Source organism: Variovorax sp. PDC80, assembly GCF_900115375.1.
In the GTDB taxonomy this organism is placed as follows: Bacteria; Pseudomonadota; Gammaproteobacteria; order Burkholderiales; family Burkholderiaceae_C; genus Variovorax.
Genome location: NZ_FOWG01000015.1, coordinates 114692 through 137646 on the forward strand (window position 1 = coordinate 114692; position 22955 = coordinate 137646).

Below are 22955 nucleotides of genomic sequence, written 5' to 3' on the forward strand. Positions count from 1 at the left end.
CTCCTTCATGGTTGTGAGGTCGCCGCCCGCGGTGGATCGAAGGCGGTGCCGTTGGCCGCCGACATGGCGGGCAGGGGAGGGGATGGGCTCGCGAAGGCCTCGGCGCCCGCACTGCGCAGATGGCGCGCGTCGAGCGCATCGAAAGAAGCGCAGCCGATCTGCGCAAGCACCATGTCGATCTCGTTGCGCACGATCTGCAGCGCACGCGCGATGCCGCGCGCGCCGCCCGCGGCCGCGCCGAACAGCGTGGGCCGGCCGAACAGCGCAAAGCGCGCGCCGAGGCAGCGCGCGATCACGATGTCGGAGCCGCGGCGCACGCCGCTGTCGAGCAGCAGCTCCACGCGCTCGCCGACCGCCGCGCGAATCGCGGGCAGCATCTCGAGCGGCGTGGGCGCCACGTCGAGCTGGCGCCCGCCATGGTTCGAGACCACGATCGCATCGACGCCGAGCGCCGCGGCCTGGCGCGCATCGTCGGGATGCAGCAGGCCCTTCACGGCGAGCGGGCCGCGCCAGGCCGCGCGGATGCGCTCGAGCGTGCGCCACGTGATCATCGGCGCGGGTGTCAGCGTGCCGTAGAGGTCGGCGACCTCGGACGCCGAGGCCCCCGCGCGGCCATAGGGCGCCCAGTTGCTCATCATCGGGATGCCGCCGCTGCGCAGGTAGCGCAGCACCCAGGCCGGATGGCCGAGCGCCTCGAGCACCACGCCGGGCGTCATCCGGAAGGGGCGCGAGAAGCCGTTGCGCCGGTTGCGCTCGCGGTTGGAGTTCACCGGCACGTCGACCGACACCACCAGCGTGCGCACGCCGGCGTCGCGTGCGCGCTCGACGAGATCGGCGTTGATGCGCTCCTCGCGCGTGCCGTAGATCTGGAACCAGACATGCTCGGGCGCGAGCTTCGCGACCGCCTCGACCGAGGCATTGCTCGCGCTCGACAGCAGGAAGGGCACGTCGGCCGCGCGCGCGGCCTGCGCGAGCAGTTCGTCGGCACCCGGATGAAACAGCCCGGCCAGCCCGGTGGGCGATATGCCGAAGGGGCTCGCATAACGCCGGCCCAGCAGTTCGGTCGACTGGTCGCGCCGCGACACGTCGACGAGGTAGCGCGGCACCAGCTGGAAGCGGCGGAAGGCTTCGCGGTTGCGCCGCATGCAGTCCTCGTCGTCCACGCCGCCATCGATGAAATCGAAGGCGATCCGCGGCAGCTTGCGCCGTGCCATCGAGCGCAGGTCCTCGAGGTTGACGGCAGTGTCCACGTTCATCGTTTCTCGTCGTGAGTTGTCTCTGCGATCGAGAATATCGAGCGGTCTTTTCGCTGCCCATAGGGCCGGGCAGCGGAGTTTCACAGTCTGAACTTGTAGCGCCGCGCGCCGGTGTTCAAGGCTCGGCGCTCGCGCCCATGTGCCCCATGTGCATGACGCCGCCGAGGAGTTCGCGCGCATCCTGTTCCACCGCCGCGGCCACTTCGGCGAGCGCCGCGCGAACTTCGGCCAGCTTCGGCTCGCCGAACTGCTCGGCCAGCCCGGTGAGGCACACCGCGGCCATCGCGCGCCCGTTGTCGGCGCACACCGGCACCGCGAAGGCATGCACGCCGGTCACCACGTCGCCGAGGTTGACGCCGAAGCCATGGCGGCGCGAGCGGTCGCGCATCTTCTCGAGCGCGCCGAGGCGGCCGCTGCCACGCTGCGCGATCTCCTGCTGCACGTTGTCGGCGAGGATGTTCTCGGTCTCGAGCGAGGGCAGGGTCTGCAGGATCGCGACGCCGCCGACCGAGGTGAACAGCGGCCGCCGCGTGCCCGCATGCACCATCAGGCCGCGCAGCTCGAGCGAGCCCTGGCGCACCGCGCAGACGTACTCGTTGCCGCTGCGCAGGATCAGCCAGGCGATGGCCTCGGTCTGCGCCGCCAGCTTCGCCATGCGGCGTTCGCAGGCCTGCTGGAAGGCCGCGTAGCCGGGCAGCGAGAGGCCGAGCTCGTAGAGCATCGGGCCGGGGAAGTAGTGCTTGTCGGTGCTGCGCTGCTGCACGAAGCGTTCGCGCACCAGGCACGAGAGCACGCGGTGCACCGTGCCCTTGTCGACCTCGCAGCGCGCCGCGAGGTCCGACAGCCGCCAGCCGAATTCGCCGCGCGCGGCCAGCTCGCGCAGGATGCGCAGCGCGCGCTCGATGCTCTGCGTGCCATGGGAGGCGGGGGCCTGGGGGCTGCGCGAACTTTTCACCGCTCGTGTTCCTTCGATGGGCCCGCGCGGCGTTCCGGGCCGGACATCGATCGTGGGCGAAGACGCGGATTATTCGCCGCGCGCCGCCTCAGCCCGCGAAGAAGCGCTCGCGCACCTGCGAGGGCAGCGCGGTGCCCGCGGCCTGCGCCGCGCGCAGCACGCTCCAGAAGTATCGATAGCTGGCGCGGTCATGCAGCTCGCCCTCGTGCCGTATCGGCCCCCACTGCGCTTCGCTCGCCGCCAGCAGGATCGCGCTGGCGCGCTCGGCCTGGCTCGCATCGGGCGCCATGGCCTCGACGATCGGCCGGATCTGATCGGGATGCACGCTCCACATGCGCAGGAAGCCGAACTCATGCCGCGCGCGATAGGCGTCGTTGCGCGTGGCCAGCGGATCGCGCAGCGCCAGCGACACGTTGTGCGCCGGCACGAGGCCGTTGGCGAGCGCCGCGGCCACGATGCGCGTCTTGGCGCGCACCAGCAGCGGATGCTCGAACTGGCCCGGGCTGCGCATGGCCTCGAAGCCGATCGCGCCCTGGTGATCGCTGACGAAATCCATCAGCCCGAAGTCGAGCACCTCCAGGCCCGGCAGTGCCGCGATCTCGAACACGTCGCGCAGTGCGCCATGGGTCTCGACCAGCACATGGACCGGGATGGCGCGCGCGAGGCCGGCCGCAACGCGGCGCCGTTCGATGTGGTCGAGCATGGCGATGACGTCCGCGGTGCGCTGCGCCTTGGGCAGTGTGAGGTAGGCCAGGCGGTCGCCGGCTTCGCCGACCAGCGTGTCGACGTCGGCGCGCCAGAAGGCCGACGAGGCATCGTGCACGCGCGCGCCGACCCGGCCGTGGCGATTGGCATCCGAGGCGATGGCGCGCGCGGCCATCTCGGCATGCGCCTTCTCCTCGCCCGCCGCGGCGCCATCCTCGCAGTCGCAGGTCAGGTCGAAGACCGGGCCGAGTTCGGCCTGCAGCTGCAGCGCCTTGTGGATCAGCTTCTCGCTGCCCGCGTAGTGCTCGCAGGGGGCGAGCGCGGGAACGAGCTTCTCGCCGGAGAACAGCGCGGCGGAGGGATGAACGGGCGTGGGATGCATGAGCGCTTGTCGTGGATGAAAGGAGACCGGGTCACAGCGCATGGGCGGCACGCAGCCGCGCCAGCGCCTCGGCATCGAGGCCCAGCAGTTCGCCGAGCACCTCCTGCGTGTGCGCGCCGAGCGCGCCGCCCAGGTGGCGCAGCAGCGGCGGCGTCTTCGACAGCCGCGGCACGGCGGCCGGCACCACGAGCTCGCCCACGCGCGGGTCCTGCACCCGCTGCAGGTTGCCGCGTGCCGCGTACTGCGGGTCGGCGAAGATGTCGTCGATCGCCATGATCGGACCGCAGGGAACGCCGGCCGCGTCGCAGCGCGCCACCGCTTCGGCCAGTTCGAGCCGGCCGATCCAGCCCGCGATGGCGGCATTGATCTCGGCGCGGCCCGCGAGCCGCTGCGCATTGGTCGCGAAGCGGTCGGGTGCCACGAGCTCGGGCCGTTCCATCAGGTGGGCCAGGCGCTCGAAGATCTTGTCGCTCGAACAGGCCAGTGCCACCCACTTGCCCTCGGCCGTCTGCCAGTGGCCATGCGGCACCACGTGCGGCACGTCGGCGCCGAGCCGCTGCCGAACCTCGCCGAACTTGCCGTAGGCCGGCACCAGTTCGTCGAGCAGCCGGAAGATCGATTCGTAGAGCGAGACGTCGATGACCTGGCCTTCGCCGGTCTGTTCGGCGACACGCAGCGCCAGCAGCACGCCGAGCGCACCCCACAGGCCCGAGATGTAGTCGGCCAGCGAGGTCGAGCCCGGCACCACGGGCGGTCCGTCGCTCATGCCCGCGAGGTGCGAGAGCCCGCCGAAGCCGTGCGCCACGCGCGCGAAGCCGGGCTTCTCGCGGTAGGGGCCGGTCTGGCCATAGGCGCTCACGCGCAGCAGCACGATGCGCGGATTGGCCTTGCGCAAGGTCTCGAAGTCCAGGCCCCAGCGCTCCAGGGTGCCCGGGCGGAAGTTCTCGAGCACGGCATCGGACTGCGCCACCAACTGGAGGAACAGTTCGCGGCCCTCGGGCACGCGCAGGTCCAGCGTCACGAAGCGCTTGTTGCGCGCCTCGCTGAGCCACACCAGGGTGTCGCCGCATTCGGTGGGCGTGCCGAACTTGCGCAGCGGATCGCCGCCCTCGGGCTGCTCGATCTTGATCACGTCAGCGCCGAAGTCCGCGAGGATGGTGCCGCTGAAGGGCGCGGCCACGAAGGTCGCGATGTCGAGCACGCGCACGCCGGCCAGCGGGGCGGTGGAGGTCTGTTCCATCTCAGCGCCGCTCGGCGTTGCCGCCCGTGTGCCGGTCGATCGTGGCCTGGCGCTGCTGCAGCGAGCGCGCGAGCTTGGCATGGGCCAGGTCGATCAGCACGCCCTTCTCGCCGATGGCCCCGTTGCCTTGCGCGGCGGCCGCTTCGAGCGTGCCGAGCACCTTGTCGGCCCAGGCCAGTTGCCCGGCCGAGGGCGAGTAGACCTCGTTGGCGATCGCCACCTGCGAGGGATGGATGGCCCACTTGCCCTCGAAGCCCAGCGCCGCCGAGCGCGTGGCCGAGGCGCGGTAGCCCTCGGCATCGCCGAAGTCGGTGAAGGGCCCGTCGATGGCGCGCACGCCGTAGGCGCGGCAGGCATTGGCGATGCGCGCGAGCGCGAAATGCCACTGGTCGTTCCAGTGCCGGTGGCGCACGCCCTGCGCGTCGGGGGCGGTGAGCACCGCATAGCGCTCGCTCGGCGTGCCGAACACGAAGTCGTTGGTGCGCATGTCGACCGTGTAGTCGCCGACGCCGAAGATCATCGCCTCCAGCCGATCGGACGAAGCGGCGATCTCCTCGGCATGCGCGACGCCCTGCGAGGTCTCGATCAGCACCTCGATGCCCACGCGCTTGTCGCGTCCCTTCTCGCGCTCGATGGCCGTCAGCACCTGCGCCACGAACTGCACGTCGAAGGCGGTGCCGGCCTTGGGCAGCAGCACCATGTCCAGCCGCGGGCACTCGCTCACGATCTCGACCAGGTCGCGCAGGGCCCAGGGCGTGTCGAGGCCGTTGATGCGCACGGCCACGCTCTTGCGACCCCAGTCGAGTGCGTTGAGGGCCTCGACGGCCTGGCGCCGGGCCTGGTCCTTGAAGGCGTCGGCCACCGCGTCCTCGAGGTCGAGGAAGACGACGTCGGCATCGCTCGCGCAGGCCTTGGCGAAGAAGCGCTCCGAGGTGGCGGGCACCGCGAGTTCGGAACGTTGGAGGCGCTGGCGGCGCGGCGGGGTGAGGGTGGCGGACACGAAGGCTCCTGTGGCGGATGAAGGGGTGTGGGATGCGGCCGGCCTACTGGTCGACCTTGATGCCGTTGGCGACGATCAGCTCGGTCCACTTCGGGACCTCGGCCTTGACGAAGGCGCCGAAGGCACCGCCGCCTCGCAGGTCGGGCAGCGCGCCGCGCTGCGTCATGGCCTCCTGGATCGCGGGGTCGGACATCACGTGGTGGATGCCCTGCTCGGCGGCCGCGACCACGGCCGGCGGCGTGTGCAGCGGCAGCAGGAAGCCGGCCCAGCCCACGGCCTCGACACCCGGGAAGCCGCTCTCGGCCACGGTCGGCACGTCGGGCAGCTGCGGCACGCGTTTGGCAGAGGTGACGGCGAGCGCCTTGAGCTGTCCGCTGCGCACATAGGAGATGGCGGCCGAGACCGTGTCCACGCCCAGCGTGACCTGCCCGCCCAGCAGGTCGCTGAGCATCACGCCGCTGCCGCGGTAGGGCACGGCCACCACGTCGATCTGCGCCTTGGCCTTGATCAGTTCGCCCGCGAGGTGCGGCGAGGTGCCCAGGCCGGCCACGCCCCACTTCTCGGCGCCGGGCTTGCGCTTCGCGGACTCGACCAGCTGCCTGAACGAATCGATGCCGGCCGAGGGATGGGCGAGCACCACCAGCGGCGAGAGGAACAGGCCGTGCACCGGGATGAAATCGGCCAGCGGGTCGTAGGGCAGCTTCTTGCCGTAGAGCCCGGGGTTGATCGCCATCGGCCCGCTGCCGCCGACCGTCAGCGTGTAGCCGTCGGGCGCGGCATTGCGGCCCGCGAGCATGCCGGGGATGCTGGCGCCGCCGCCCTTGTTGTCGATGAACACCTGCTGCGGCCACAGCTTGCCGAGTTCGATCGCGACCATGCGGCCGAACAGGTCGGCCGACTGGCCCGTGGTGTAGGGCACAAGGATGCGCACCGGCTTGCTCGGGTAGCCGGCCTCGGCGCGCGCGGCGCCCGCGTGCACCAGCGGCCAGGCGGCCGCGGCGCCTGCCTGCAGCAGGGTTCTTCTCTTCATGGCTGTCTCCTGTTCTTGTCGTCGGATTTCCCGGCGGGTCGCCGGGCGGGTTTCCGAGTGAGTTTTCGGGCGCGGTCAGGCCGCGCAGGCCGCTGTCGCGCGCTCGCGCAGCGCGCTGAAGCTGCCGCGGAAATAGATCAGCGGGTCGGCGCCGCCATCGCTGTGCACCTCGCGCACCAGGCCGATGAAGACCGAGTGCGTGCCGTGGTCGTGCGCCTGCAGCAGCTCGCAGTCGAGGCTGGCGAGCGCATCGGCCATCACCGGCGCGCCGGTCTGCTGCACGGTCCAGTCGCCGCCCTCGAAGCGCTGCTCGCCCTTCAGGCCGGTCATGCCCGCGAAGCGCGCGGCGATGTCGGCCTGGCCGTCGCGCAGCAGGTTCACCGAGAAGGCGCGCGTGCGCTCGATCACCGGGTGCGCGCTCGCGCCGCGGTTGACGCAGATCAGCACGGTGGGCGGCGAATCCGACAGCGAGCAGAAGGCCGTGGCGGTGAGCCCGGTGCGCTCGCCGGGCCGGCCGGTGGCGATGACCACCGGCGCACCCGCGTGATGCTTCATGAGTTGCTTGTAGGCGCTGGCTTCCATGGGGTGCTCCTCGTGTCAGCGGTAGAGATGTTTCCAGTCGCCCGCCGCCGGACGCGCCAGGCCGAGGTTGTCGCGCAGGGTCGGGCCCTCGTAGTCGTGGTGGAAGACGCCGCGGCGCTGCAGCTCGGGCACCACCAGCCGCACGAAGTCCTCGTAGCTGCCGGGCATGCTGGTGGCCGCGAGCACGAAGCCGTCGCAGGCGCCGGTGCGGAACCACTGCTCCATCTGGTCGGCGACGTCGGTCTTGCTGCCGACGAAGGTGGCGAGCTCGTCGGTGGTGCCGCGGCCGCTGAAGCGCAGGAAGTCCGCGAGCGTCGGCCGTGCGAGACCGCTCTGCGCGATCACGCGATCGAGGATCGCGCGCAGCCCGGTGATCGAGCCCAGCTCCTCGTCGGTGAAGGGCTCGTCGGGCCGCTTGGTCGCGAAGTCGAAGTTCAGCACTTCCGACAGCAGCGCGAGGCCGTCGACCGGTTTCACGAGCGCATCGATCGCGGCCTTCTTGTCCTCGGCCTCGGCACGGCTCTCGGCCGCGATCACGTAGACCGCGGGTGCCACCTTGACCTGGGCGGGATCGCGGCCGTGCGCCGCGACCTTGCGCTTGAAGTCGGCATACGACCTGCGCGCCACGTCGATGTTCGGATAGATCACGAACACCAGCTCGCCCCAGCGCGCCGCGAACTCGCTGCCGCGTCCGCTCTGGCCGGCCTGGATCAGCACCGGATGGCCCTGCGCCGAGCGCGGCACGGTGAACGGTCCGCGCGACTTGAACCACTTGCCGCTGTGGTCGAGGCGGCGCACCTTGGATGCATCGGCGAAGCGGCCGTTCGCCTTGTCGTGCAGCACGGCGCCTTCCTGCCAGGTGTCCCAGTGGCCGAGCACCACTTCCAGGAACTCGTCGGCGCGTTCGTAGCGCAGGTCGTGCGCGAGATGCTCCTGCGCGCCGAAGTTCGCGGCCTCCGAATTGTTGAGCGAGGTCACCACGTTCCAGGCCACGCGGCCCTGCGTCAGCAGATCGAGCGTGGCGAACACGCGCGCCACGTGGAAGGGCTCGTAGTAGGTGGTGGAGTAGGTGGCGCCCAGGCCCAGGCGCTCGGTGGCCAGGCCCATGGCCGTGACCACCGAGATCGGATCGAGCTTGACTGCGCGCACGCCATGCTCGACCGTGTCGCGATGGTCGTCGCCGTAGCGGTCGGGCATCGCGAGCCGGTCGTCGAAGAAGGCCATCTGGAACTTGCCGCGCTCCAGCGTGCGCGCGATGTTCTGGTAGTAGGCCGGCGTGCCATAGCCGAGCTCGGTGTCGGGGTGGCGCCACGAGGCGACCAGGTTCGAACAGTTCTGCGCCTGCAGGAAGGCCACGAGCGTCATCTGGGGTGCGGTCATCGGATCTTGCCTCTCTCGCGACTCGTCGGAGTCATTGGGATGGCTCGAATGCTAGGTTTGACCTCGCACCACAACAACTCAAATAATCTTAGGCATTGTTCAGACTTTTGGAATGACTCAGGATCGCCCCATGAACATCAACTTCAAGCTGATCGGCACCTTCCTTTCGGTGGCCCAGAACGAGAGCTTCCGCAAGGCGGCCGAGGAGACCAACCGCTCGCTGCCCGCGGTCAGCATGCAGGTCAAGCAGCTCGAGGAGCAGCTCGGCGTGGCGCTGTTCCAGCGCACCACGCGCAAGGTGGCGCTGACGCAGGAGGGCGAGCAATTGCTGATCAGCGCGCGCAAGGCGCTGGCCGAGCTCGAGGTCGGGCTCTCGCATATCCAGCACGCGGCCGACGTGCAGCAGGGCCACCTGTCCTTCGCCTGCGTGCCGACCATCGCGAGCACGCGGCTGCCGGCGATCCTCACGGCCTTCGCGAAGAAATACCCGGGCATCAGCGTGCACGTGCGCGAACTCGCCAACCAGGACCTGCTGGAGGCGGTGCGCCGGCGCGAGGTCGACTTCGCGATCGGGCCGGTGCCCGAGAAGAAGGGCGAGCTCGAGTTCGCGCCGATCTTCGTCGACGACTACTGCGCGATGCTGCCGCGCGGCTACCAGGACAACGGTCGCGCCAGCATCTCGCTGCGCGAGCTGTCGAAGCTGCCGCTGCTCAAGCTGTCGAGCTCGACCGCCTTTCGCGACCATGTCGACAACGCGCTCAAGGCCAACGGCCTTTCGCACGAGAGCAACTACGAGTTCATGCAGGTCACGACGCTGGTGGCGATGGCCGAGGCGGGGCTCGGCATCGCGCTGCTGCCGCGCGTGGCGCTGCCGCGGCGCACGCCGCTCAAAGTGGTGCGCATCATCGGGCCGGCGCTGAGCCGCACCATCGCCATCGTGACGATCCGCGGCCATTCGCTCTCGCCCGCGGCGGCGCGGCTGGTGGAGATGTGCAACAAATTGATCGCGGCCGAGTAGCGAGCGGCCGAACATGGACAAACGGTAATGTTCGCGGCGTTCGTGCGGTCCCTATCGTTCCTATGATCCGAAGCGAGGGCGGCCCTGTCACGGGGTCGCCGTTCCGCTCGACATGAACACCGCACCCCGTCCCTCCCTGTCGACCTGCTTGCGGGCCGGTCTGCTGTGCGCGGGCCTGTTGCTCGGGCACACCGCCGACGCGGCGCGCGGGCCCGCGCCCACCGCCTTCCAGACCAGCACCTACGCGGCCGGGCTCGAGCTGCCCTGGGGCATGGAGTTCATGCCCGACGGCCGCCTGCTGGTGACCGAACGCGCGGGCCGGTTGCGCATCGTGGATGCGCAGGGCGACAAGGTCTCGATACCGGTGCGCGGCCTGCCGGCCGTCGATCAGCGCAGCCATGGCGGGCTGCTCGACGTCACGATCGATCCGGGCTTCGAGGCCAACCGCCTCATCTACCTGAGCTACACCGAGGTCGATCGACGCCGCAGCCGCGCCGGGCGCAACGGCATCGCGGTCGCGCGGGCGCGGCTCAGCGACGACGGCGCGCGCGTCGAGCAGCTCAAGGTGCTGTTCCGCCAGACGCCGAAGATCGCGATCGGCGAGAACCTCGGCGGGCGGCTCGCGGTCTCGGGCGACGGCCACCTGTTCCTCACGCTCGGCGATCGCTATGCGCCCGAGGACCGCATGCGCGCGCAGTCGCTGGGCTACTACCAGGGCAAGACGGTGCGCATCCGCACCGATGGCGGCATTCCGGCCGACAATCCCTTCGCGCAGCGCGCGGGCGCGCGGCCCGAGATCTGGAGCCTCGGCCATCGCAATCCGCAGGGCGCCTTCGTGCATCCGCGCACGGGCCAGCTGTGGGTGGCGGAGCACGGACCGCAGGGCGGCGACGAGATCAACGTGGTGCGCAAGGGCCGCAACTACGGCTGGCCCCTCGTCACCTTCGGCTGCGAATACAACACCTGCGCGCCGATCGGCGAAGGCACCGCCAGGCCCGGCCTCGCGCCGCCGCTCGTGCACTGGGGCCTGCCGGCGATCGCGCCGAGCAACCTGATCCTCTACACCGGCGACCAGTTTCCCGAATGGAAGGGCAGCGTGCTCGTGGGCGCGCTGGCCGGCAAGGCCGTGTGGCGCATCGAGCTCGCGGGCGAGGACGCCGCGCCGCGCGTGGTGCGGCGCGAGCCGCTGTTCGCCGAGCTCGGCGAGCGCATCCGCGACATCCGCCAGGGGCCCGATGGCGGGCTGTACCTGCTGGTGGACGGGGTGCAGGGCCGCGTGGTGCGCGTCGCGCGCGCCGACGCGAGCCTGTAGCGCCGGCGCGGGCGGCAGCGGGCGGCACAATCGCAGGCGTGATCCATCCCACTCCCCTGTGGCGTTGCCTCATCGTCGAGGACGACGCCGACAACGCCCGCTACATCGCCGAGGGCTTCCGCGCGCTCGGCCACGTGGCGGTGATCAGCCGCGACGGCGCCGATGCGCTGGCGCGCGCCACCAGCGAAGCCTGGGACCTCGTGATCCTCGACCGCATGCTGCCGAACGAGGTCGATGGCCTGTCGATCCTCTCGACACTGCGCGCGCTCGGCAAGAAGACGCCGGTGCTGGTGCTCAGCGCGCTGAGCGCGCTCGACGAGCGCGTGCGCGGCCTCAAGGCCGGCGGCGACGACTACCTGGCCAAGCCCTTCGCGTTCTCGGAGCTGGCCGCGCGCGCCGAGGCGCTGGTGCGGCGCTCGCGCACCGGGCCCGAGATCCGCACGCTGGAGGTGGCCGACCTCTCCATCGACCTCGCGAGCCGGCAGGTGAAGCGCGCGGGCCGTCCCATCGCGCTGCAGCCTCGTGAGTTCCGCCTGCTGGCCTACCTGATGATGCATCCGGGCCAGGTGGTCACGCGCACCATGCTGCTCGAGGCCGTGTGGGACTACCAGTTCGATCCACAGACCAACGTGATCGACGTGCAGGTGAGCCGGCTGCGCGGCAAGCTCGACGCGGGCGGCGCGCCGACCCTGATCCAGACGGTGCGCGGCGCGGGCTACCGGCTGGCGCCGCCCGAGCCCGAACCCGAGGCTGCACCGGCCGCCGCGCCCGCGCGCCGATGATCCCGGCGCTGCGCCAGCTCTGGCGCTCGGTCGGCTTCCGGCTGGCCTTCTACTACGGGCTGCTGGTCGCGATCACCATGCTGGCCTCGCTGGCGATCGTCTACATGCAGACCGTGGGCGTGCTGCAGCAGCGCATGGTGCGCCAGGTGGCGGCCAGCGTGCAGCAACTGGGGGTGCGCCACGAGGCGCGCGGCCTCGAGGGCGTGGCGGGCGAGATCGGGCACCTGCTGGCCGACGACCGGCATTCCGACAACGAGGTCTACCTGCTGGTCGACCGCGAGGGCCGCAAGCTCGCGGGCAACCTCGACCAGATGCCCTCGAGCGCGCCCGACGCGGGCGATGGCGTGCACCGGCGCGTGCTGCGCGGCGGCCAGGGCGCCATCGCCTACCTCGTGATGCGGCCGCTGCCCGACGGCGCCACGCTGGTGGTGGGGCACGACCTGCGCGACCAGGAGTCGATCGAGTCGCTGGTGGCGAGCGCGAGCGCCGCGGCCGGCATCGTCGCGGTGCTGCTGCTGATCGGCGGCACCTTCGTGTTCCGGCAGGAGCTGGAGCGCAGCGTGGGCGCGGTGCGGCGCACGGCCGCGCGCATCGCGGCCGGCGAACTGCAGGAGCGCGTCGCGCCTTCGGGCGAGGAGGACGAGTTCGCGCTGCTCGAGCAGGACATCAACGCCATGCTCGACCGCATCGAGTCGCTGATGGACGGCGTGCGCCATGTCTCCAACACCATCGCCCACAACCTGCGCACGCCGCTCACACGCGTGCTGGTGCGGCTGCGCGCGGTGGAGCTGGGCCTGCCGCCCGACGATGCGCAGCGCGGTGCCGTGGCGACCGCGATCCGCGAGCTCGAGGAGCTCGCGGTGGTGTTCGAGAAGCTGCTGCAGATCGCCGAAGTGGAGGCGGGCGCGCGGCGCCAGCAGTTCGCGCCGGTGGCGCTGCACGTGATCGCCGACGACGTGGCCGAGCTCTACGAGGCCGTGGCCGAGGTGCAGGGCATCGTGCTGCGGCGCATGCCGTGCGAGGCGGCCACGGCGCTCGGTGACCGCGACCTGCTCGCGGGCGCGGTCGCCAACCTGGTCGACAACGCGCTCAAGTACTGCGGCGCCGGTGCCGTGGTGTGCATTGGCACGCAGACCGTGAACGGCCGCGCGCAGCTCTTCGTGCAGGACGACGGCCCGGGCATACCGGCCGCCGAGCGCGAACGCATCGGCGTGCGCTTCCACCGGCTCGATCGCAGCACGCCGGGCCATGGCCTGGGCCTGGCCAGCGTGCGCGCGGTGATCGCGCTGCACGGCGGGCAGCTCGCGTTCGAGGATGCCGCGCCCGGGCTGCGCGTGCGCATCGACCTGCCCGGCGGCGGCGACTGAGGCGCGCCACATTGCCGAACGGCAATGTTGTGTTCACGCACAGCGCGGGCGCGAATTCCTAGGATCGGCGGCTCGCACTTTCACGTGCCAGCCGCATGGGCCGCGCCGCGGTCCCAGGCAATTCCCAGGAGACATCAACGGTGAGAATCAAGAGTCAGAGAGACTTCTGCTCGGGCGTGCTCTTCAGCGCCTTCGGCGTGGCCTTCGCATGGGGCGCCACGAACTACAACGTCGGCACCGGCGCCCGCATGGGCCCGGGCTACTTCCCGCTGATCGTCGGCATCCTCATCGCCCTGATGGGCGTGCTGATCACGCTCAAGGCGCTGTCGGTGGAGACCGACGACGGCGAGCCGATCGGGCGCATCGCCTGGAAGCCGCTGGTGTTCATCATCAGCGCCAACCTGGTCTTCGGCGTGCTGCTCGGCGGGCTGCCGAGCATCGGCCTGCCGTCGATGGGGCTGATCGTCGCGATCTATGCGCTGACCTTCATCGCCAGCCTCGCGGGCGACAACTTCGGCTGGAAGGGCGTGACCCTGCTGGCCACCGTGCTCGCGCTCGGCAGCTACCTGGCCTTCGTGGTCGCGCTCAAGCTGCAGTTCCAGGTCTGGCCGACCTTCATCGCCGGCTGATTTCGCTACAAGAAGAACGAAAAGACAAAGACAAGAGAACCATGGACCTGATCACCAACCTCTCGATCGGCTTCGGCGTCGCCTTCACGGCGCAGAACCTGGTCTACGCCTTCGTCGGCTGCCTGCTGGGCACCCTGATCGGCGTGCTGCCCGGCATCGGCCCCGTCGCGACCATCGCGATGCTGCTGCCCGCGACCTATGCGCTGCCACCGGTGTCGGCGCTCATCATGCTGGCCGGTATCTACTACGGCGCGCAGTACGGCGGCTCGACCACCGCCATCCTGGTCAACCTGCCAGGGGAGTCATCATCAGTGGTGACAGTGATCGATGGCTACCAGATGGCGCGCAAGGGGAGGGCCGGGCCCGCGCTCGCGGCCGCGGGGCTCGGTTCCTTCTTCGCCGGTTGCGTGGGCACGCTGATTCTGGCCGCCTTCGCGCCGCCGCTGACCGAGCTGGCCTTCAAGTTCGGCCCGGCCGAATACTTCTCGCTGATGATCCTGGGCCTGATCGGCGCCGTGGTGCTGGCTTCGGGCTCGCTGCTCAAGGCCATCACCATGATCCTGCTCGGCCTCGCGCTGGGCCTGGTGGGCACCGACGTGAACTCGGGTGTGGCGCGCTACAGCTTCGACATTCCCGAACTCACCGACGGCATCGGCTTCATCGCCATCGCGATGGGCGTGTTCGGCTACGGCGAGATCATCGCCAACCTCGCGGTGCCCGAGCACGAGCGCGAGGTCTTCACCGCCAAGGTCAAGGGCCTGTGGCCTACCAAGGAAGACTTTCGCCGCATGACGCCCGCGGTGCTGCGCGGCACGGCCCTCGGCTCGGCCCTGGGCATCCTGCCCGGCGGCGGCGCGCTGCTGTCGGCCTTCGCGGCCTACACCATCGAGAAGAAGATCAAGCTCAAGAACGGCGAGGTGCCGTTCGGCAAGGGCAACATCCGCGGCGTGGCGGGCCCCGAGTCGGCCAACAACGCCGGTGCGCAGACCTCCTTCATCCCGCTGCTGACGCTGGGCATCCCGCCCAACGCCGTGATGGCACTGATGGTGGGCGCGATGACGATCCACAACATCCAGCCCGGCCCGCAGGTGATGACCAGCAACCCCGAGCTGTTCTGGGGCCTGATTGCCTCGATGTGGATCGGCAACCTGATGCTGATCGTGCTGAACCTGCCGATGATCGGCATCTGGATCAAGCTGCTGACCATTCCCTACAAGTGGCTGTTCCCTTCGATCGTGCTGTTCTGCGCGGTGGGCGTGTACTCGGAGAACAACAACACCTTCGACGTCTGGATGGTCGCGATCTTCGGCATCGTGGGCTACCTGTTCCTCAAGCTCAAGTGCGAGCCCGCGCCGCTGCTGCTGGGCTTCATCCTGGGCCCGATGATGGAAGAGAACCTGCGGCGCGCGCTGCTGCTGTCGCGCGGCGACTGGAGCGTGTTCGTCACGCGGCCGCTGTCGGCCGGGCTGCTTGCGGCGGCGCTGCTGCTGCTGGTGGTGGTGCTGCTGCCTTCGGTGAAGGCGAAGCGCGAGGAGGCGTTTGTCGAGGATTGAAGGGGATGCAGTCCCCAGGGGCTCCTGGGCAGGAGCGGGTACCTAAGACCCGCTGCCCGAGCCCTTCATCCGGGGATTCCCTTTCTTCGTGAGCTTGGTGGTCAAGTGAGGAGTGGTAAGCCCATGCGTTTCACCCGGGAATCGCAGCGCATCATCCGCCGCTTGCTTCATGGCACGCGCATCCTCGGCCGAGGCTGACCGATGCTCTATGGCATGAAGATTCATTCGTTGCAAAAGATCGCCATACCAATCCAAACCAAGTAGCTGCATCGCGACAGCGCGCGGCAGTACGCCGTGAGCATAGGCTCCCAGGATGGCCTTCTCGGCGACTTGAGCGCTCAAGAGCATCGCCGCGGGGCGGCGATCCCTTTCGATCAGAACGCTGGCACCTTCGTCCTTTTCGACATCGTCGAGAAGCTCGCCGAGTTGGCTCTCGACGTCGATGGCGTTCACGATTTGCATGGCAGAGTCCCCGGAATGGAAGTGCGCATTTTCTTGATGATGCGCACTTCTACAAATATCCGGATGCCCCCATCAGTGGAATCGCTGCCTTGGCTCTGAAGGCAAACGAGCTACTTCGCCGCGATGCACTCGACCTCGATCCGCGCATTGAAGGCCAGCGCGGTCGCACCGAAGGCACTGCGCGCCGGATACCGGCCTTCGGCGAAGTAGCCCTTGTAGACCTCGTTGAAGGCCCCCCACTCGCTCATGTCGGCCAGCATGGCGGTGCACTTCACCACGTCGGCCATGGTGTGGCCATGCGCTTCGAGCGTGGTCTTGATGTTCTCCATCACCTGCTTCGACTCGGGACCGATGCCGCCCGGCGGCAGCTTGAGGCTGCCGGGCAGATTGCCGATCTGGCCCGACAGGTAGAGCGTGCGGCCGACCTGCACGGCCTCGGAGAAGGGCAGGGTGGTGGGCAGCACCTTGCCCGAGTTGAGATGGCGCGGCGCGACGCCGCAGGCGCTGGTCGCGAGCACGAGGCAGGCCAGCGCGGCGCCGCCGAAGAGGGTGTGGCGTTTCATGGCGTTCCGATCGCGGCGAGGAATTTGGCGATGTCGTTCATGTCGTTGTAGACGGACGGCGAGATGCGCGCATGGTTGGCGCGCAGGGTGATCTCGATCTTTTCGGGCGCGAGCCGGCTCGCGAGCTGCGCGGCATTGGCATAGGCGAAGGTCACGATCGGCGAGCTGCTGTCGGGCGGCGTCACCACCTGGAAGCCCTTGGCGCGCAGGCCGGCCTGCAGCGCGTCGGTCATCGGCTTGCGCCAGGCCTGGATCCTGTCGACGCCCACGCTCTGGATCCAGTCGATGGACGCCGCGCAGGCGGCCTCGATGGAGGAGGCCGGGAACGAGCCGCTGAAGTAGCCCGACACCGAATCGATCTGCACGCTTTCGTAGGGCACGCTGCCGGGCGGGTCGAGCGGATAGACGTGCAGGATCGGCGCCGCGAAATTGCGCGTCTGGCGGTAGCCGTACCAGGGCCGCTGCAGCTTGGGCAGCAGGCTCTTGCGCACGTAGAGGAAGGCGAAGCCGAAGTCGCCCATCAGCCACTTGTAGGTGCCGCAGCCCGCGAAGTCGACGCCGGCCGCCTTCACGTCCACTGGCACCGCACCGGCCGACTGGATCAGGTCGACGTAGACCAGCGCGCCGCGCGAATGCGCGAGGTCGCACACGGCCTTGAGGTCGTGCGTGAAGCCGTTGTAGAGCGACACGTGCGAAATGGCCACCAGCTTGGTGCCCGGCGAGATGGCCTTGTCGAGGTCGGCCAGCGCGATGCGGTGGTTGGCGTCCATCGGCACGGTGAGCACGTCGAGGCCGCGCAGCCGGTATTGCTCGTACATGTAGAACGAGCCCACGAAGTGCAGCGCGTCGGTGACCACGCGCCCGCCCGATTCGGGCAGCCCGAGCGCGCGCGTCACGAGGTACTCGCCCATCGAGGTGCTGGGCACGTAGGCGATCTCGTCGGCATCGGCATTGATCAGCGCCGCGAACTTCGCGGTGGCGGTCGCGCTGCCGCTCGCGAGCGAGAGCTTGGACTGCGCGTAGGAACTCAGCGCGTCGGTGGCGTACTGGTTCCAGGGGTGGTCGGCCGCGCCGTTGAGGTACACGCGGTCGGCCACGCCGGGGAACAGCGCCTTGGCCGGCAAGGTGGGCGTGTCGCTCGGCGGGGCCGGCGGCGGCGCGGCCGAGGCGAAGGGCAGGAAACCGCCCGACGAGCCCGAGCCGCCGCCGCAGGCGACGAGCTGGCTGCCGAGCACGCCCGCGACGGAAGCGCCGCCGAGGGACTTGAGCCAATGGCGGCGGGAGGTGACTGGCGGCGAGGCCGGCAGGGGCGCCGCGGTAGCGGCGGGATGGTTCGAACTCGGCATGATATGAACTCCTTGTTGATGTATCAACGAAATGTTGAATTTCTGGGCGCACCTTGCCCTACAGTTGCCGCGTCGTTTCGGGCGGACCCCAGGGCCGGCCGGACCTGCAAGACATGTGCCAGAATCAACGCCAGATCAAGTATTCAACAGTTTGTTGAAATCGGAGATCAGGGCTTTCACTCCCCTTCGACCTTCCTTCGACTTTCGCGTCCATGCCAGCCACCCGCAAGACCGCCGAGACCTCCAGCGCCCGTTCGACCGCGCAGCCGCCGCCGGCCTCGCGTGCACGCTCGCGCGCGGCCAAACCCTCGAAGGCCACGACGGTGCCGCCGGCCATCGCCGAGGAGCGCCGGCGCATCGTCGAGGTGCTCAAGCCCGTGGTGGAGATGATGGGGCGCATGCTCGGGCCGAACACCGAACTGGTGCTGCACGACCTGACGCAGCCCGATGCCTCGGTGGTCGCGATCGCCAACGGCCACGTGTCGGGCCGCAAGGTCGGCAGCACCATCCTCAGCGGCCCGAAGGACGACCGCGCCTTCGGCGCCGCCTGGTCGGCCGCCACCGACCTCTCGGGCAGCGGCCATTCGGTGGTCAATGTCTATCCCACGCTGACCGGCACCGGCACGCCGCTGAAGTCGGCCACCGTGATCTACCGCGATGCCGACGGCACGCCGTTCGCGGCGCTGTGCATGAACGCCGACCTCACCGTGTTCAAGCTCGCGCACGCCTGGCTCGAGCATGCGATCCAGGGCGCGCCTGCGCCCGCGGCCACGCCCGAGTCGCGCGAGGAATCACCCGACATGGACCTGCTGATGGGCGAGATCATCCGCTCGGCGATCCGCACCTTCGGCAAGCCGGTGCAGCTCATGAACAAGGAGGAGAAGGTGCACGCCGTCGAGGAGATGCTGCGGCGCGGCCTGTTCATCGTGAAGGGCAGCGTGGGCCGCGCGGCGGCGGCGCTCGACATGTCGCGCTTCTCGATCTACAACTACCTCGACGAGATTCGCAAGCGCGAGGGGTTCTCGAAGTAGCTGGGGTCAGTGCGCGCTGTGCGTAAACGCGTTGGTGTCGAGGTCGGCTCGTCGAGGTGTCTCGATGACAAGAGGCATCACTTTGGGTCTTGACAGTGACTCTGCGTGCGGGCCAATGTGCGTCCATGAACCGTAAAAACAAAGAGAAGCGCACCGTGCGTCTTGCAACCATCCATTTCGAGGCGTCGCCCGAACAGCTGCACATGATCGACCGCGCGGCGAAGCTGCTGGGGAAGGAACGCTCCGAATTCATGCGCGAAGCCGCTTGCGATCGTGCGCAGTCAGTGATCCTCGACCAGGTGCTCTTCAATCTGGATGCCGTGCGCTTGCGGACGTTCAACGCGATGCTGGATGCACCGCTGGCACCGAACACCGGTCTTGAGCGACTCAAGACGGTGCGGGCTCCGTGGCACAAGAACTCCGAGGCATGAACTGGATGGCGGCGTCGCTCGGGCTACCGGGAATTCATCGCCCGATCTTGTGATGACGGCCCGCCCGGCGTCGAACTACGGCGCCACCACCAGCTTCCCCCCACGCACCTGATAGATCGTCACCGTGCCCCGCAGATTGTCCCCGCGTGCATCGAAGGCGATCGGCCCGATCAGCCCGGTGAGCGTCACGCCCGCGAGCTTCGGTCCGTACACCGCGGGATCGGTGGAGCCGGCCTTCTTCATCGCCTCCACCAGCACCATCACCGCGTCGTAGGCATAGGGCGCGAACACGATCACGTCGGCGCCGAAGCGCGCCTTGTAGCGCTGGTTGAAGGCCGCGAAGGCGGCCATGGCCTCGCGTGGCGCGCCGGCCTGCGAGCAGTAGGCGCCCTCGTTGGCGCCGGCCGCGAGCTTGCTCCATTCGCCGGTGCACACGCCGTCGCCCGCGATGAAGGTCGCGCTCAGGCCGAGCTGCTTCATCTGCCGGTTGACCAGCGCGGCCTGCGCGTCGGCGCCCGCGTAGACGATCACGTCGGGCTTGAGGCCGCGCAGGGTGGTGAGAATGGCCGAGAAGTCGGTCGTGCGGTCGGTGCCGAACTCGCGCTTGAGCACCTTGACCTGCGCCTTGCCGAGGTCGGCCACCACCTGGTCGGCCAGGCCCTGGCCGTAGGCGGTGCGGTCGTCGATCACGGCGGCGGTCTTCGCCTTCAGCGTGCGCGCGACGTAGCCGGCGATGCCGTCGGCCTGCTGCACGTCGGTGGCCATGAGCCGCGCGGCGAATTTGTAGCCGGCGCGCGTGTACTGCGGGTTGGTCGCGGCCGGCGCGACCTGCGGGATGCCGGCGTCGTTGTAGACGCGCGCCGCGGGAATGGTGGTGCCCGAGTTGAGATGGCCGACCACACCGTTGACCTGCATGTCGGCCAGCTTCTGCGCCACGGTGGTGGCGCTGGCGGGATCGGCCCGGTCGTCCTCGACCACCGCCTCGAAGCGCAGCCGGCGGCCGCCGATCGCGAGGCCCTGCGCGTTGAGGTCCTCGATGGCGAGCCGAGCGCCGTTCTCCATGTCCTTGCCGAGATGGGCGATGCCACCCGTCAGCGGCGCGGCGATGCCGATGCGCACGGGCGCATCCTGTGCCTGCGCGGTGGTGGCGATGGCGACGACGAGCGAGGCGAGGGCGTGGCGTACAGCGGGATTCATGCGCGGCTCCGTGGGGCGGGTGGATCGGGAAGACCAGGAAGGGGCCCCGCCGCGAGGTCGCGAGGCCTCGGTTAGAGTAGGCCGTCCGGACGGAATAAATTTCGCTGTTTCGCCCGGCTGCATACAGGGCGGGCGGACGAAACATGCGCGAGGCGCGGGTGTTTCGAACGAACCATTTTTCTTTTGCGGGCGATGCCGACATGGCCAGAACCAAATCCGAGAACTTCGACGACATCCGGGCCACGATCCTCGACGTGGCCGCGTCCCTCTTCGCCAAGAACGGCTTTCGCAACACCAACATCATCGACATCGGCGCCGCCTGCAACGCGTCGAAGTCGCGCATGTACCACTACTTCCCCTCGAAGGAAGCGATGCTCGCGGAGATGCTCGGCGAGCACGTGAGCGCGCTGGTGGCGATCGCCTCGGACCTGGTGTCGGCACCCATCGATCCGCGCGCGCGGCTGCGCAACTACTTCCTTGCCCACCTCAAGTACTACTACGAGCAGCGCGACCGCCACACCGTGCTGATCGAGGACGTCTACCACCTGCCCGAGGAGGTGCGCGCGCAGGTGAATGCCAACGAGCAGAAGCTGGTGGGCTTCCTGTGCGCGCTGCTGCGAGAGATCAACGCGCAGAAGTTCAAGGACCGCCAGGCCGCGACCACGCACGCGATGCTGATGTACGGCATGCTGAACTGGACCTACACCTGGTACCAGCCCACCGGGCGCCTGAGCCTCGAGACGCTGGCCGACCAGGCGAGCGACATGTGCCTGCACGGCATCGTGTAGGGCCCGCGCGGCCGCGGGGTCAGCCGGCTGCTGGCTGGCCGTGCAGCGTGCCGAGCCAGTCGGCGAGCGCGGCGATGGCCGGCTCCTGCGCGCGGCGTCTGAGCACGCACAGCGAGATGCGGTCGCCGCTGGGCACGAAGCCCAGCGGGGCCGCGATACGTGCCTGCGCGAGCTCCTCGCGCACCAGCACCGAGGGCGCGATGCCCACGCCGAGACCGGCGATGGCGGCCTGGATCATGTAGACCCACTGACCGAAGGAGCGCCGCGGCCGCAGCCGTGCGGCGTCCAGCCCATTGGCTTGCGCCCAGATCGCCCAGCCGGCGGGATAGGACTCCGTGCCGAGCAGCGCATGCGACAGCACGTCCCGTGGCCGGGCCAGCGTCTTCGCCTGCGCGGGCGTGCAGATCGGCCCGATGTCGTTGTCGGCCAGCAGGATCTCGCTCACCTCGCGCGGATGCGTCCCGCGGCCGCAGTAGACCAGTGCATCGATGTGCCCGGCGCGCAGCCGGCCGAGGTCGCTGCCGGTCTGCAGGTTGAGCACGACCTGCGGATGCCGCGCCTCGAAATCGTCGAGCCGCGGGATCAACCACTGCAGCATGAAGCTGCCGGGGCAGGCCAGCGTCAGCGCCGTGGCGGGCCGCTGGCCGCGGATATCGGCGCAGACCTGGCCGATGTCGTCGAGTGCCCGCGCGGTGCTGGCGAACAGCCGCCGGCCGGCGTCGGTCAGCGTCACGCCCGCGGCATGGCGGTCGAACAGCTTGCAGCCCAGCCACGATTCGATGAGCCGGAGCTGGTGGCTCACCGCGCTGTGCGTGACGTTGAGCCGGTCGGCCGCGCCGACCACGCTGCCGGCTTGCGCGGCCGCGGCGAAGGCGCGCAGGGCCGTCAGCGGGGGGAGTTGCTGGAGGTCCATGGTGTGAATTAGTTTCACGGCCAGTGTAGAGAAGGATCGCTGGCGAAGGGGCGCGGAGCGGCTTATCTTGAGCGGCTTCCGCTCCATCCCCTGCCCACCGTCAGCCATGTCCTCGAACGCCTCGCCGCCCGGCACCGCCGTCCTTCTCCTCGCGATCGTCATCGGTGCCTGGGGCGTCAACTGGAGCGTCGGCAAGGTGGTGCTGGAACACGTGACGCCGATCTGGGCCACCACGCTGCGCATGGTGCCGGCCTGCATCGTGCTGTGGGTGGTGCTGCCGGCCTCGGGCCGGCTGGCCATGCCGACACGGCACGACCTGCCGGTGATCCTGAGCGTCGGCCTGCTGCACATGGTGGCCTTCTCGGTGCTGGCCGCGCTGGGCCTGCAGTACCTGAGCGCGGGCCGCTCGGTGGTGCTGGCCTACACCACGCCGCTGTGGGTGCTGCCCGCGGCCCGCTTCTTCCTCGGCGAGGCCTTCACCGCGCGCCGCGCCGCCGGCCTGGGGCTCGGCGTGGCAGGGCTGCTGGTGCTGTTGCAGCCCGCGGCCGTCGACTGGCGCGATGCCGACGTGGTGCGCGGCCACGGCCTGATCCTGCTGGCCGCGGCCTGCTGGGCCGCCTGCATCGTCTACGGACGCGCCCATCGGTGGACCACGCCGCCGTTCCAGCTGCTGCCCTGGCAGATGCTGCTGGCGAGCATCGCGCAGCTATTGCTGGCGCTGGCCATCGAGGGCGTGCCGCGCATCGCGTGGTCGATGGAGCTGGTCGCGCTGCTGGGCTACAGCAACCTCATCGGCACCGTGCTCGCCTACTGGGCGATGAACACCGTGAACCGTGACCTGCCGGCCTCCGTGACCTCGATGGGGCTGCTGGGCGTGCCGGTGGTGGGCCTGCTGGCGGCCGACCTCGCGCTGGGCGAAAGGCCCGATGGCGCGCTGCTGCTGGCGACGGGGCTGATCGTGGCGGGCATCGCGATCGGGACTTCGGTGCGGCGCGCACGGTAGCTTTCTGCAAGCCGTCGACCAGCGGTCCGC

Annotated in this window: 23 protein-coding genes; 10 read left to right on the plus strand and 13 right to left on the minus strand. The window is 69.6% G+C overall.

Annotation, left to right across the window (positions count from 1 at the left end; translation table 11 throughout):
- Nucleotides 1-5: 5 nt before the first annotated feature.
- The 8 genes from BM109_RS33745 to BM109_RS33780 all read right to left on the minus strand — a co-directional run bounded on the left by BM109_RS33745 (nucleotide 6) and on the right by BM109_RS33780 (nucleotide 8530).
- Nucleotides 6-1256, minus strand: coding sequence for an alpha-hydroxy acid oxidase (locus tag BM109_RS33745; protein WP_256222943.1), 1251 nt, complete (start codon nucleotides 1254-1256; stop codon nucleotides 6-8).
- 115 nt (nucleotides 1257-1371) lie between these two features.
- Entirely contained in the window at nucleotides 1372-2211 is an 840-nt protein-coding gene (locus BM109_RS33750; RefSeq protein ID WP_256222944.1) for an IclR family transcriptional regulator, read from the minus strand.
- Nucleotides 2212-2299: 88 nt separating this feature from the next.
- Entirely contained in the window at nucleotides 2300-3298 is a 999-nt protein-coding gene (locus tag BM109_RS33755; protein WP_093352956.1) for an HpcH/HpaI aldolase/citrate lyase family protein, read from the minus strand.
- A gap of 31 nt (nucleotides 3299-3329) precedes the next feature.
- Entirely contained in the window at nucleotides 3330-4538 is a 1209-nt protein-coding gene (locus tag BM109_RS33760; RefSeq protein ID WP_093352958.1) for a CaiB/BaiF CoA transferase family protein, read from the minus strand.
- A gap of 1 nt (nucleotide 4539) precedes the next feature.
- Nucleotides 4540-5538, minus strand: coding sequence for an HpcH/HpaI aldolase/citrate lyase family protein (locus BM109_RS33765; RefSeq protein ID WP_093352960.1), 999 nt, complete (start codon nucleotides 5536-5538; stop codon nucleotides 4540-4542).
- A gap of 43 nt (nucleotides 5539-5581) precedes the next feature.
- A complete protein-coding gene (locus tag BM109_RS33770) occupies nucleotides 5582-6568 on the minus strand; it encodes a Bug family tripartite tricarboxylate transporter substrate binding protein (protein WP_093352962.1) in 987 nt (328 codons plus the stop codon).
- A 75-nt stretch (nucleotides 6569-6643) separates the two neighbouring features.
- A complete protein-coding gene (locus tag BM109_RS33775) occupies nucleotides 6644-7150 on the minus strand; it encodes a flavin reductase family protein (RefSeq protein WP_093352964.1) in 507 nt (168 codons plus the stop codon).
- A 15-nt stretch (nucleotides 7151-7165) separates the two neighbouring features.
- On the minus strand, nucleotides 7166-8530 hold the full coding sequence (locus BM109_RS33780) for an LLM class flavin-dependent oxidoreductase (protein WP_093352967.1): 1365 nt from the start codon (nucleotides 8528-8530) through the stop codon (nucleotides 7166-7168).
- A 130-nt stretch (nucleotides 8531-8660) separates the two neighbouring features.
- Here BM109_RS33780 and BM109_RS33785 point away from each other — a divergent pair, with 130 nt between their 5' ends.
- From BM109_RS33785 to BM109_RS33810, 6 genes are all read left to right on the plus strand, one after another.
- A complete protein-coding gene (locus BM109_RS33785; RefSeq protein WP_093352969.1) occupies nucleotides 8661-9548 on the plus strand; it encodes a LysR family transcriptional regulator in 888 nt (295 codons plus the stop codon).
- Nucleotides 9549-9660: 112 nt separating this feature from the next.
- Nucleotides 9661-10860 carry a PQQ-dependent sugar dehydrogenase gene (locus BM109_RS33790; RefSeq protein ID WP_093352972.1) on the plus strand — a complete coding sequence of 400 codons (1200 nt, stop codon included), beginning with the start codon at nucleotides 9661-9663 and terminating at the stop codon, nucleotides 10858-10860.
- A 56-nt stretch (nucleotides 10861-10916) separates the two neighbouring features.
- Complete coding sequence (locus tag BM109_RS33795; protein WP_093353241.1) at nucleotides 10917-11642, plus strand: response regulator transcription factor; 726 nt, start codon at nucleotides 10917-10919, stop codon at nucleotides 11640-11642.
- A complete protein-coding gene (locus BM109_RS33800) occupies nucleotides 11639-13009 on the plus strand; it encodes a sensor histidine kinase (protein ID WP_093352974.1) in 1371 nt (456 codons plus the stop codon). The genes BM109_RS33795 and BM109_RS33800 overlap by 4 nt, the downstream gene beginning before the upstream one ends.
- Before the next feature lie 140 nt (nucleotides 13010-13149).
- Nucleotides 13150-13638, plus strand: coding sequence for a tripartite tricarboxylate transporter TctB family protein (locus tag BM109_RS33805; protein ID WP_093352976.1), 489 nt, complete (start codon nucleotides 13150-13152; stop codon nucleotides 13636-13638).
- A gap of 41 nt (nucleotides 13639-13679) precedes the next feature.
- Nucleotides 13680-15191 carry a tripartite tricarboxylate transporter permease gene (locus BM109_RS33810; RefSeq protein WP_093352978.1) on the plus strand — a complete coding sequence of 504 codons (1512 nt, stop codon included), beginning with the start codon at nucleotides 13680-13682 and terminating at the stop codon, nucleotides 15189-15191.
- 42 nt (nucleotides 15192-15233) lie between these two features.
- On the opposite strand, the gene BM109_RS40995 is transcribed toward BM109_RS33810, so the two are convergent.
- The 3 genes from BM109_RS40995 to BM109_RS33825 form a co-directional block, all read right to left on the minus strand.
- On the minus strand, nucleotides 15234-15653 hold the full coding sequence (locus BM109_RS40995) for a type II toxin-antitoxin system Phd/YefM family antitoxin (protein WP_143129317.1): 420 nt from the start codon (nucleotides 15651-15653) through the stop codon (nucleotides 15234-15236).
- 110 nt (nucleotides 15654-15763) lie between these two features.
- Entirely contained in the window at nucleotides 15764-16216 is a 453-nt protein-coding gene (locus BM109_RS33820; protein WP_093352983.1) for a RidA family protein, read from the minus strand.
- Complete coding sequence (locus BM109_RS33825; RefSeq protein ID WP_093352984.1) at nucleotides 16213-17562, minus strand: aminotransferase class V-fold PLP-dependent enzyme; 1350 nt, start codon at nucleotides 17560-17562, stop codon at nucleotides 16213-16215. The genes BM109_RS33820 and BM109_RS33825 overlap by 4 nt, the downstream gene beginning before the upstream one ends.
- A gap of 212 nt (nucleotides 17563-17774) precedes the next feature.
- Between BM109_RS33825 and BM109_RS33830 the strand changes: the two genes are divergently transcribed.
- On the plus strand, nucleotides 17775-18593 hold the full coding sequence (locus BM109_RS33830; RefSeq protein WP_093352986.1) for a helix-turn-helix transcriptional regulator: 819 nt from the start codon (nucleotides 17775-17777) through the stop codon (nucleotides 18591-18593).
- Between the two features lie 125 nt (nucleotides 18594-18718).
- Nucleotides 18719-19024 (plus strand): type II toxin-antitoxin system TacA family antitoxin, encoded by a 306-nt coding sequence (locus tag BM109_RS33835; protein ID WP_371269137.1) that lies wholly within the window; start codon nucleotides 18719-18721, stop codon nucleotides 19022-19024.
- Between the two features lie 75 nt (nucleotides 19025-19099).
- Here BM109_RS33835 and BM109_RS33840 read toward each other — a convergent pair whose 3' ends face one another.
- The gene (locus BM109_RS33840; protein ID WP_093352988.1) at nucleotides 19100-20221 is read right to left on the minus strand and encodes a branched-chain amino acid ABC transporter substrate-binding protein; all 1122 of its coding nucleotides are present in this window, start codon (nucleotides 20219-20221) and stop codon (nucleotides 19100-19102) included.
- A 200-nt stretch (nucleotides 20222-20421) separates the two neighbouring features.
- Here BM109_RS33840 and BM109_RS33845 point away from each other — a divergent pair, with 200 nt between their 5' ends.
- Entirely contained in the window at nucleotides 20422-21009 is a 588-nt protein-coding gene (locus tag BM109_RS33845) for a TetR/AcrR family transcriptional regulator (protein ID WP_093352991.1), read from the plus strand.
- 19 nt (nucleotides 21010-21028) lie between these two features.
- Here BM109_RS33845 and BM109_RS33850 read toward each other — a convergent pair whose 3' ends face one another.
- Nucleotides 21029-21922, minus strand: coding sequence for a LysR substrate-binding domain-containing protein (locus BM109_RS33850; RefSeq protein WP_177239538.1), 894 nt, complete (start codon nucleotides 21920-21922; stop codon nucleotides 21029-21031).
- Nucleotides 21923-22028: 106 nt separating this feature from the next.
- On the opposite strand from BM109_RS33850, the gene BM109_RS33855 reads away from it, so the two are divergent.
- Nucleotides 22029-22925: a DMT family transporter gene (locus BM109_RS33855; protein WP_093353246.1), complete on the plus strand. Its 897-nt coding sequence runs from the start codon at nucleotides 22029-22031 to the stop codon at nucleotides 22923-22925.
- Nucleotides 22926-22955 lie beyond the last annotated feature (30 nt).

What these genes read in the sequence shown, in the direction of transcription:
- BM109_RS33825 (WP_093352984.1), bottom strand. Translation starts at nt 17,562, where the DNA reads ATGCCGAGTTCGAACCATCCCGCCGCTACCGCGGCGCCCCTGCCGGCC.
- BM109_RS33755 (WP_093352956.1), bottom strand. Translation starts at nt 3,298, where the DNA reads ATGCATCCCACGCCCGTTCATCCCTCCGCCGCGCTGTTCTCCGGCGAG.
- BM109_RS33770 (WP_093352962.1), bottom strand. Translation starts at nt 6,568, where the DNA reads ATGAAGAGAAGAACCCTGCTGCAGGCAGGCGCCGCGGCCGCCTGGCCG.
- BM109_RS33830 (WP_093352986.1), top strand. Translation starts at nt 17,775, where the DNA reads ATGCCAGCCACCCGCAAGACCGCCGAGACCTCCAGCGCCCGTTCGACC.
- BM109_RS33775 (WP_093352964.1), bottom strand. Translation starts at nt 7,150, where the DNA reads ATGGAAGCCAGCGCCTACAAGCAACTCATGAAGCATCACGCGGGTGCG.
- BM109_RS33760 (WP_093352958.1), bottom strand. Translation starts at nt 4,538, where the DNA reads ATGGAACAGACCTCCACCGCCCCGCTGGCCGGCGTGCGCGTGCTCGAC.
- BM109_RS33835 (WP_371269137.1), top strand. Translation starts at nt 18,719, where the DNA reads ATGAACCGTAAAAACAAAGAGAAGCGCACCGTGCGTCTTGCAACCATC.
- BM109_RS40995 (WP_143129317.1), bottom strand. Translation starts at nt 15,653, where the DNA reads ATGCAAATCGTGAACGCCATCGACGTCGAGAGCCAACTCGGCGAGCTT.
- BM109_RS33790 (WP_093352972.1), top strand. Translation starts at nt 9,661, where the DNA reads ATGAACACCGCACCCCGTCCCTCCCTGTCGACCTGCTTGCGGGCCGGT.
- BM109_RS33850 (WP_177239538.1), bottom strand. Translation starts at nt 21,922, where the DNA reads ATGGACCTCCAGCAACTCCCCCCGCTGACGGCCCTGCGCGCCTTCGCC.
- BM109_RS33780 (WP_093352967.1), bottom strand. Translation starts at nt 8,530, where the DNA reads ATGACCGCACCCCAGATGACGCTCGTGGCCTTCCTGCAGGCGCAGAAC.
- BM109_RS33800 (WP_093352974.1), top strand. Translation starts at nt 11,639, where the DNA reads ATGATCCCGGCGCTGCGCCAGCTCTGGCGCTCGGTCGGCTTCCGGCTG.
- BM109_RS33810 (WP_093352978.1), top strand. Translation starts at nt 13,680, where the DNA reads ATGGACCTGATCACCAACCTCTCGATCGGCTTCGGCGTCGCCTTCACG.
- BM109_RS33855 (WP_093353246.1), top strand. Translation starts at nt 22,029, where the DNA reads ATGTCCTCGAACGCCTCGCCGCCCGGCACCGCCGTCCTTCTCCTCGCG.
- BM109_RS33820 (WP_093352983.1), bottom strand. Translation starts at nt 16,216, where the DNA reads ATGAAACGCCACACCCTCTTCGGCGGCGCCGCGCTGGCCTGCCTCGTG.
- BM109_RS33840 (WP_093352988.1), bottom strand. Translation starts at nt 20,221, where the DNA reads ATGAATCCCGCTGTACGCCACGCCCTCGCCTCGCTCGTCGTCGCCATC.
- BM109_RS33845 (WP_093352991.1), top strand. Translation starts at nt 20,422, where the DNA reads ATGGCCAGAACCAAATCCGAGAACTTCGACGACATCCGGGCCACGATC.
- BM109_RS33745 (WP_256222943.1), bottom strand. Translation starts at nt 1,256, where the DNA reads ATGAACGTGGACACTGCCGTCAACCTCGAGGACCTGCGCTCGATGGCA.
- BM109_RS33785 (WP_093352969.1), top strand. Translation starts at nt 8,661, where the DNA reads ATGAACATCAACTTCAAGCTGATCGGCACCTTCCTTTCGGTGGCCCAG.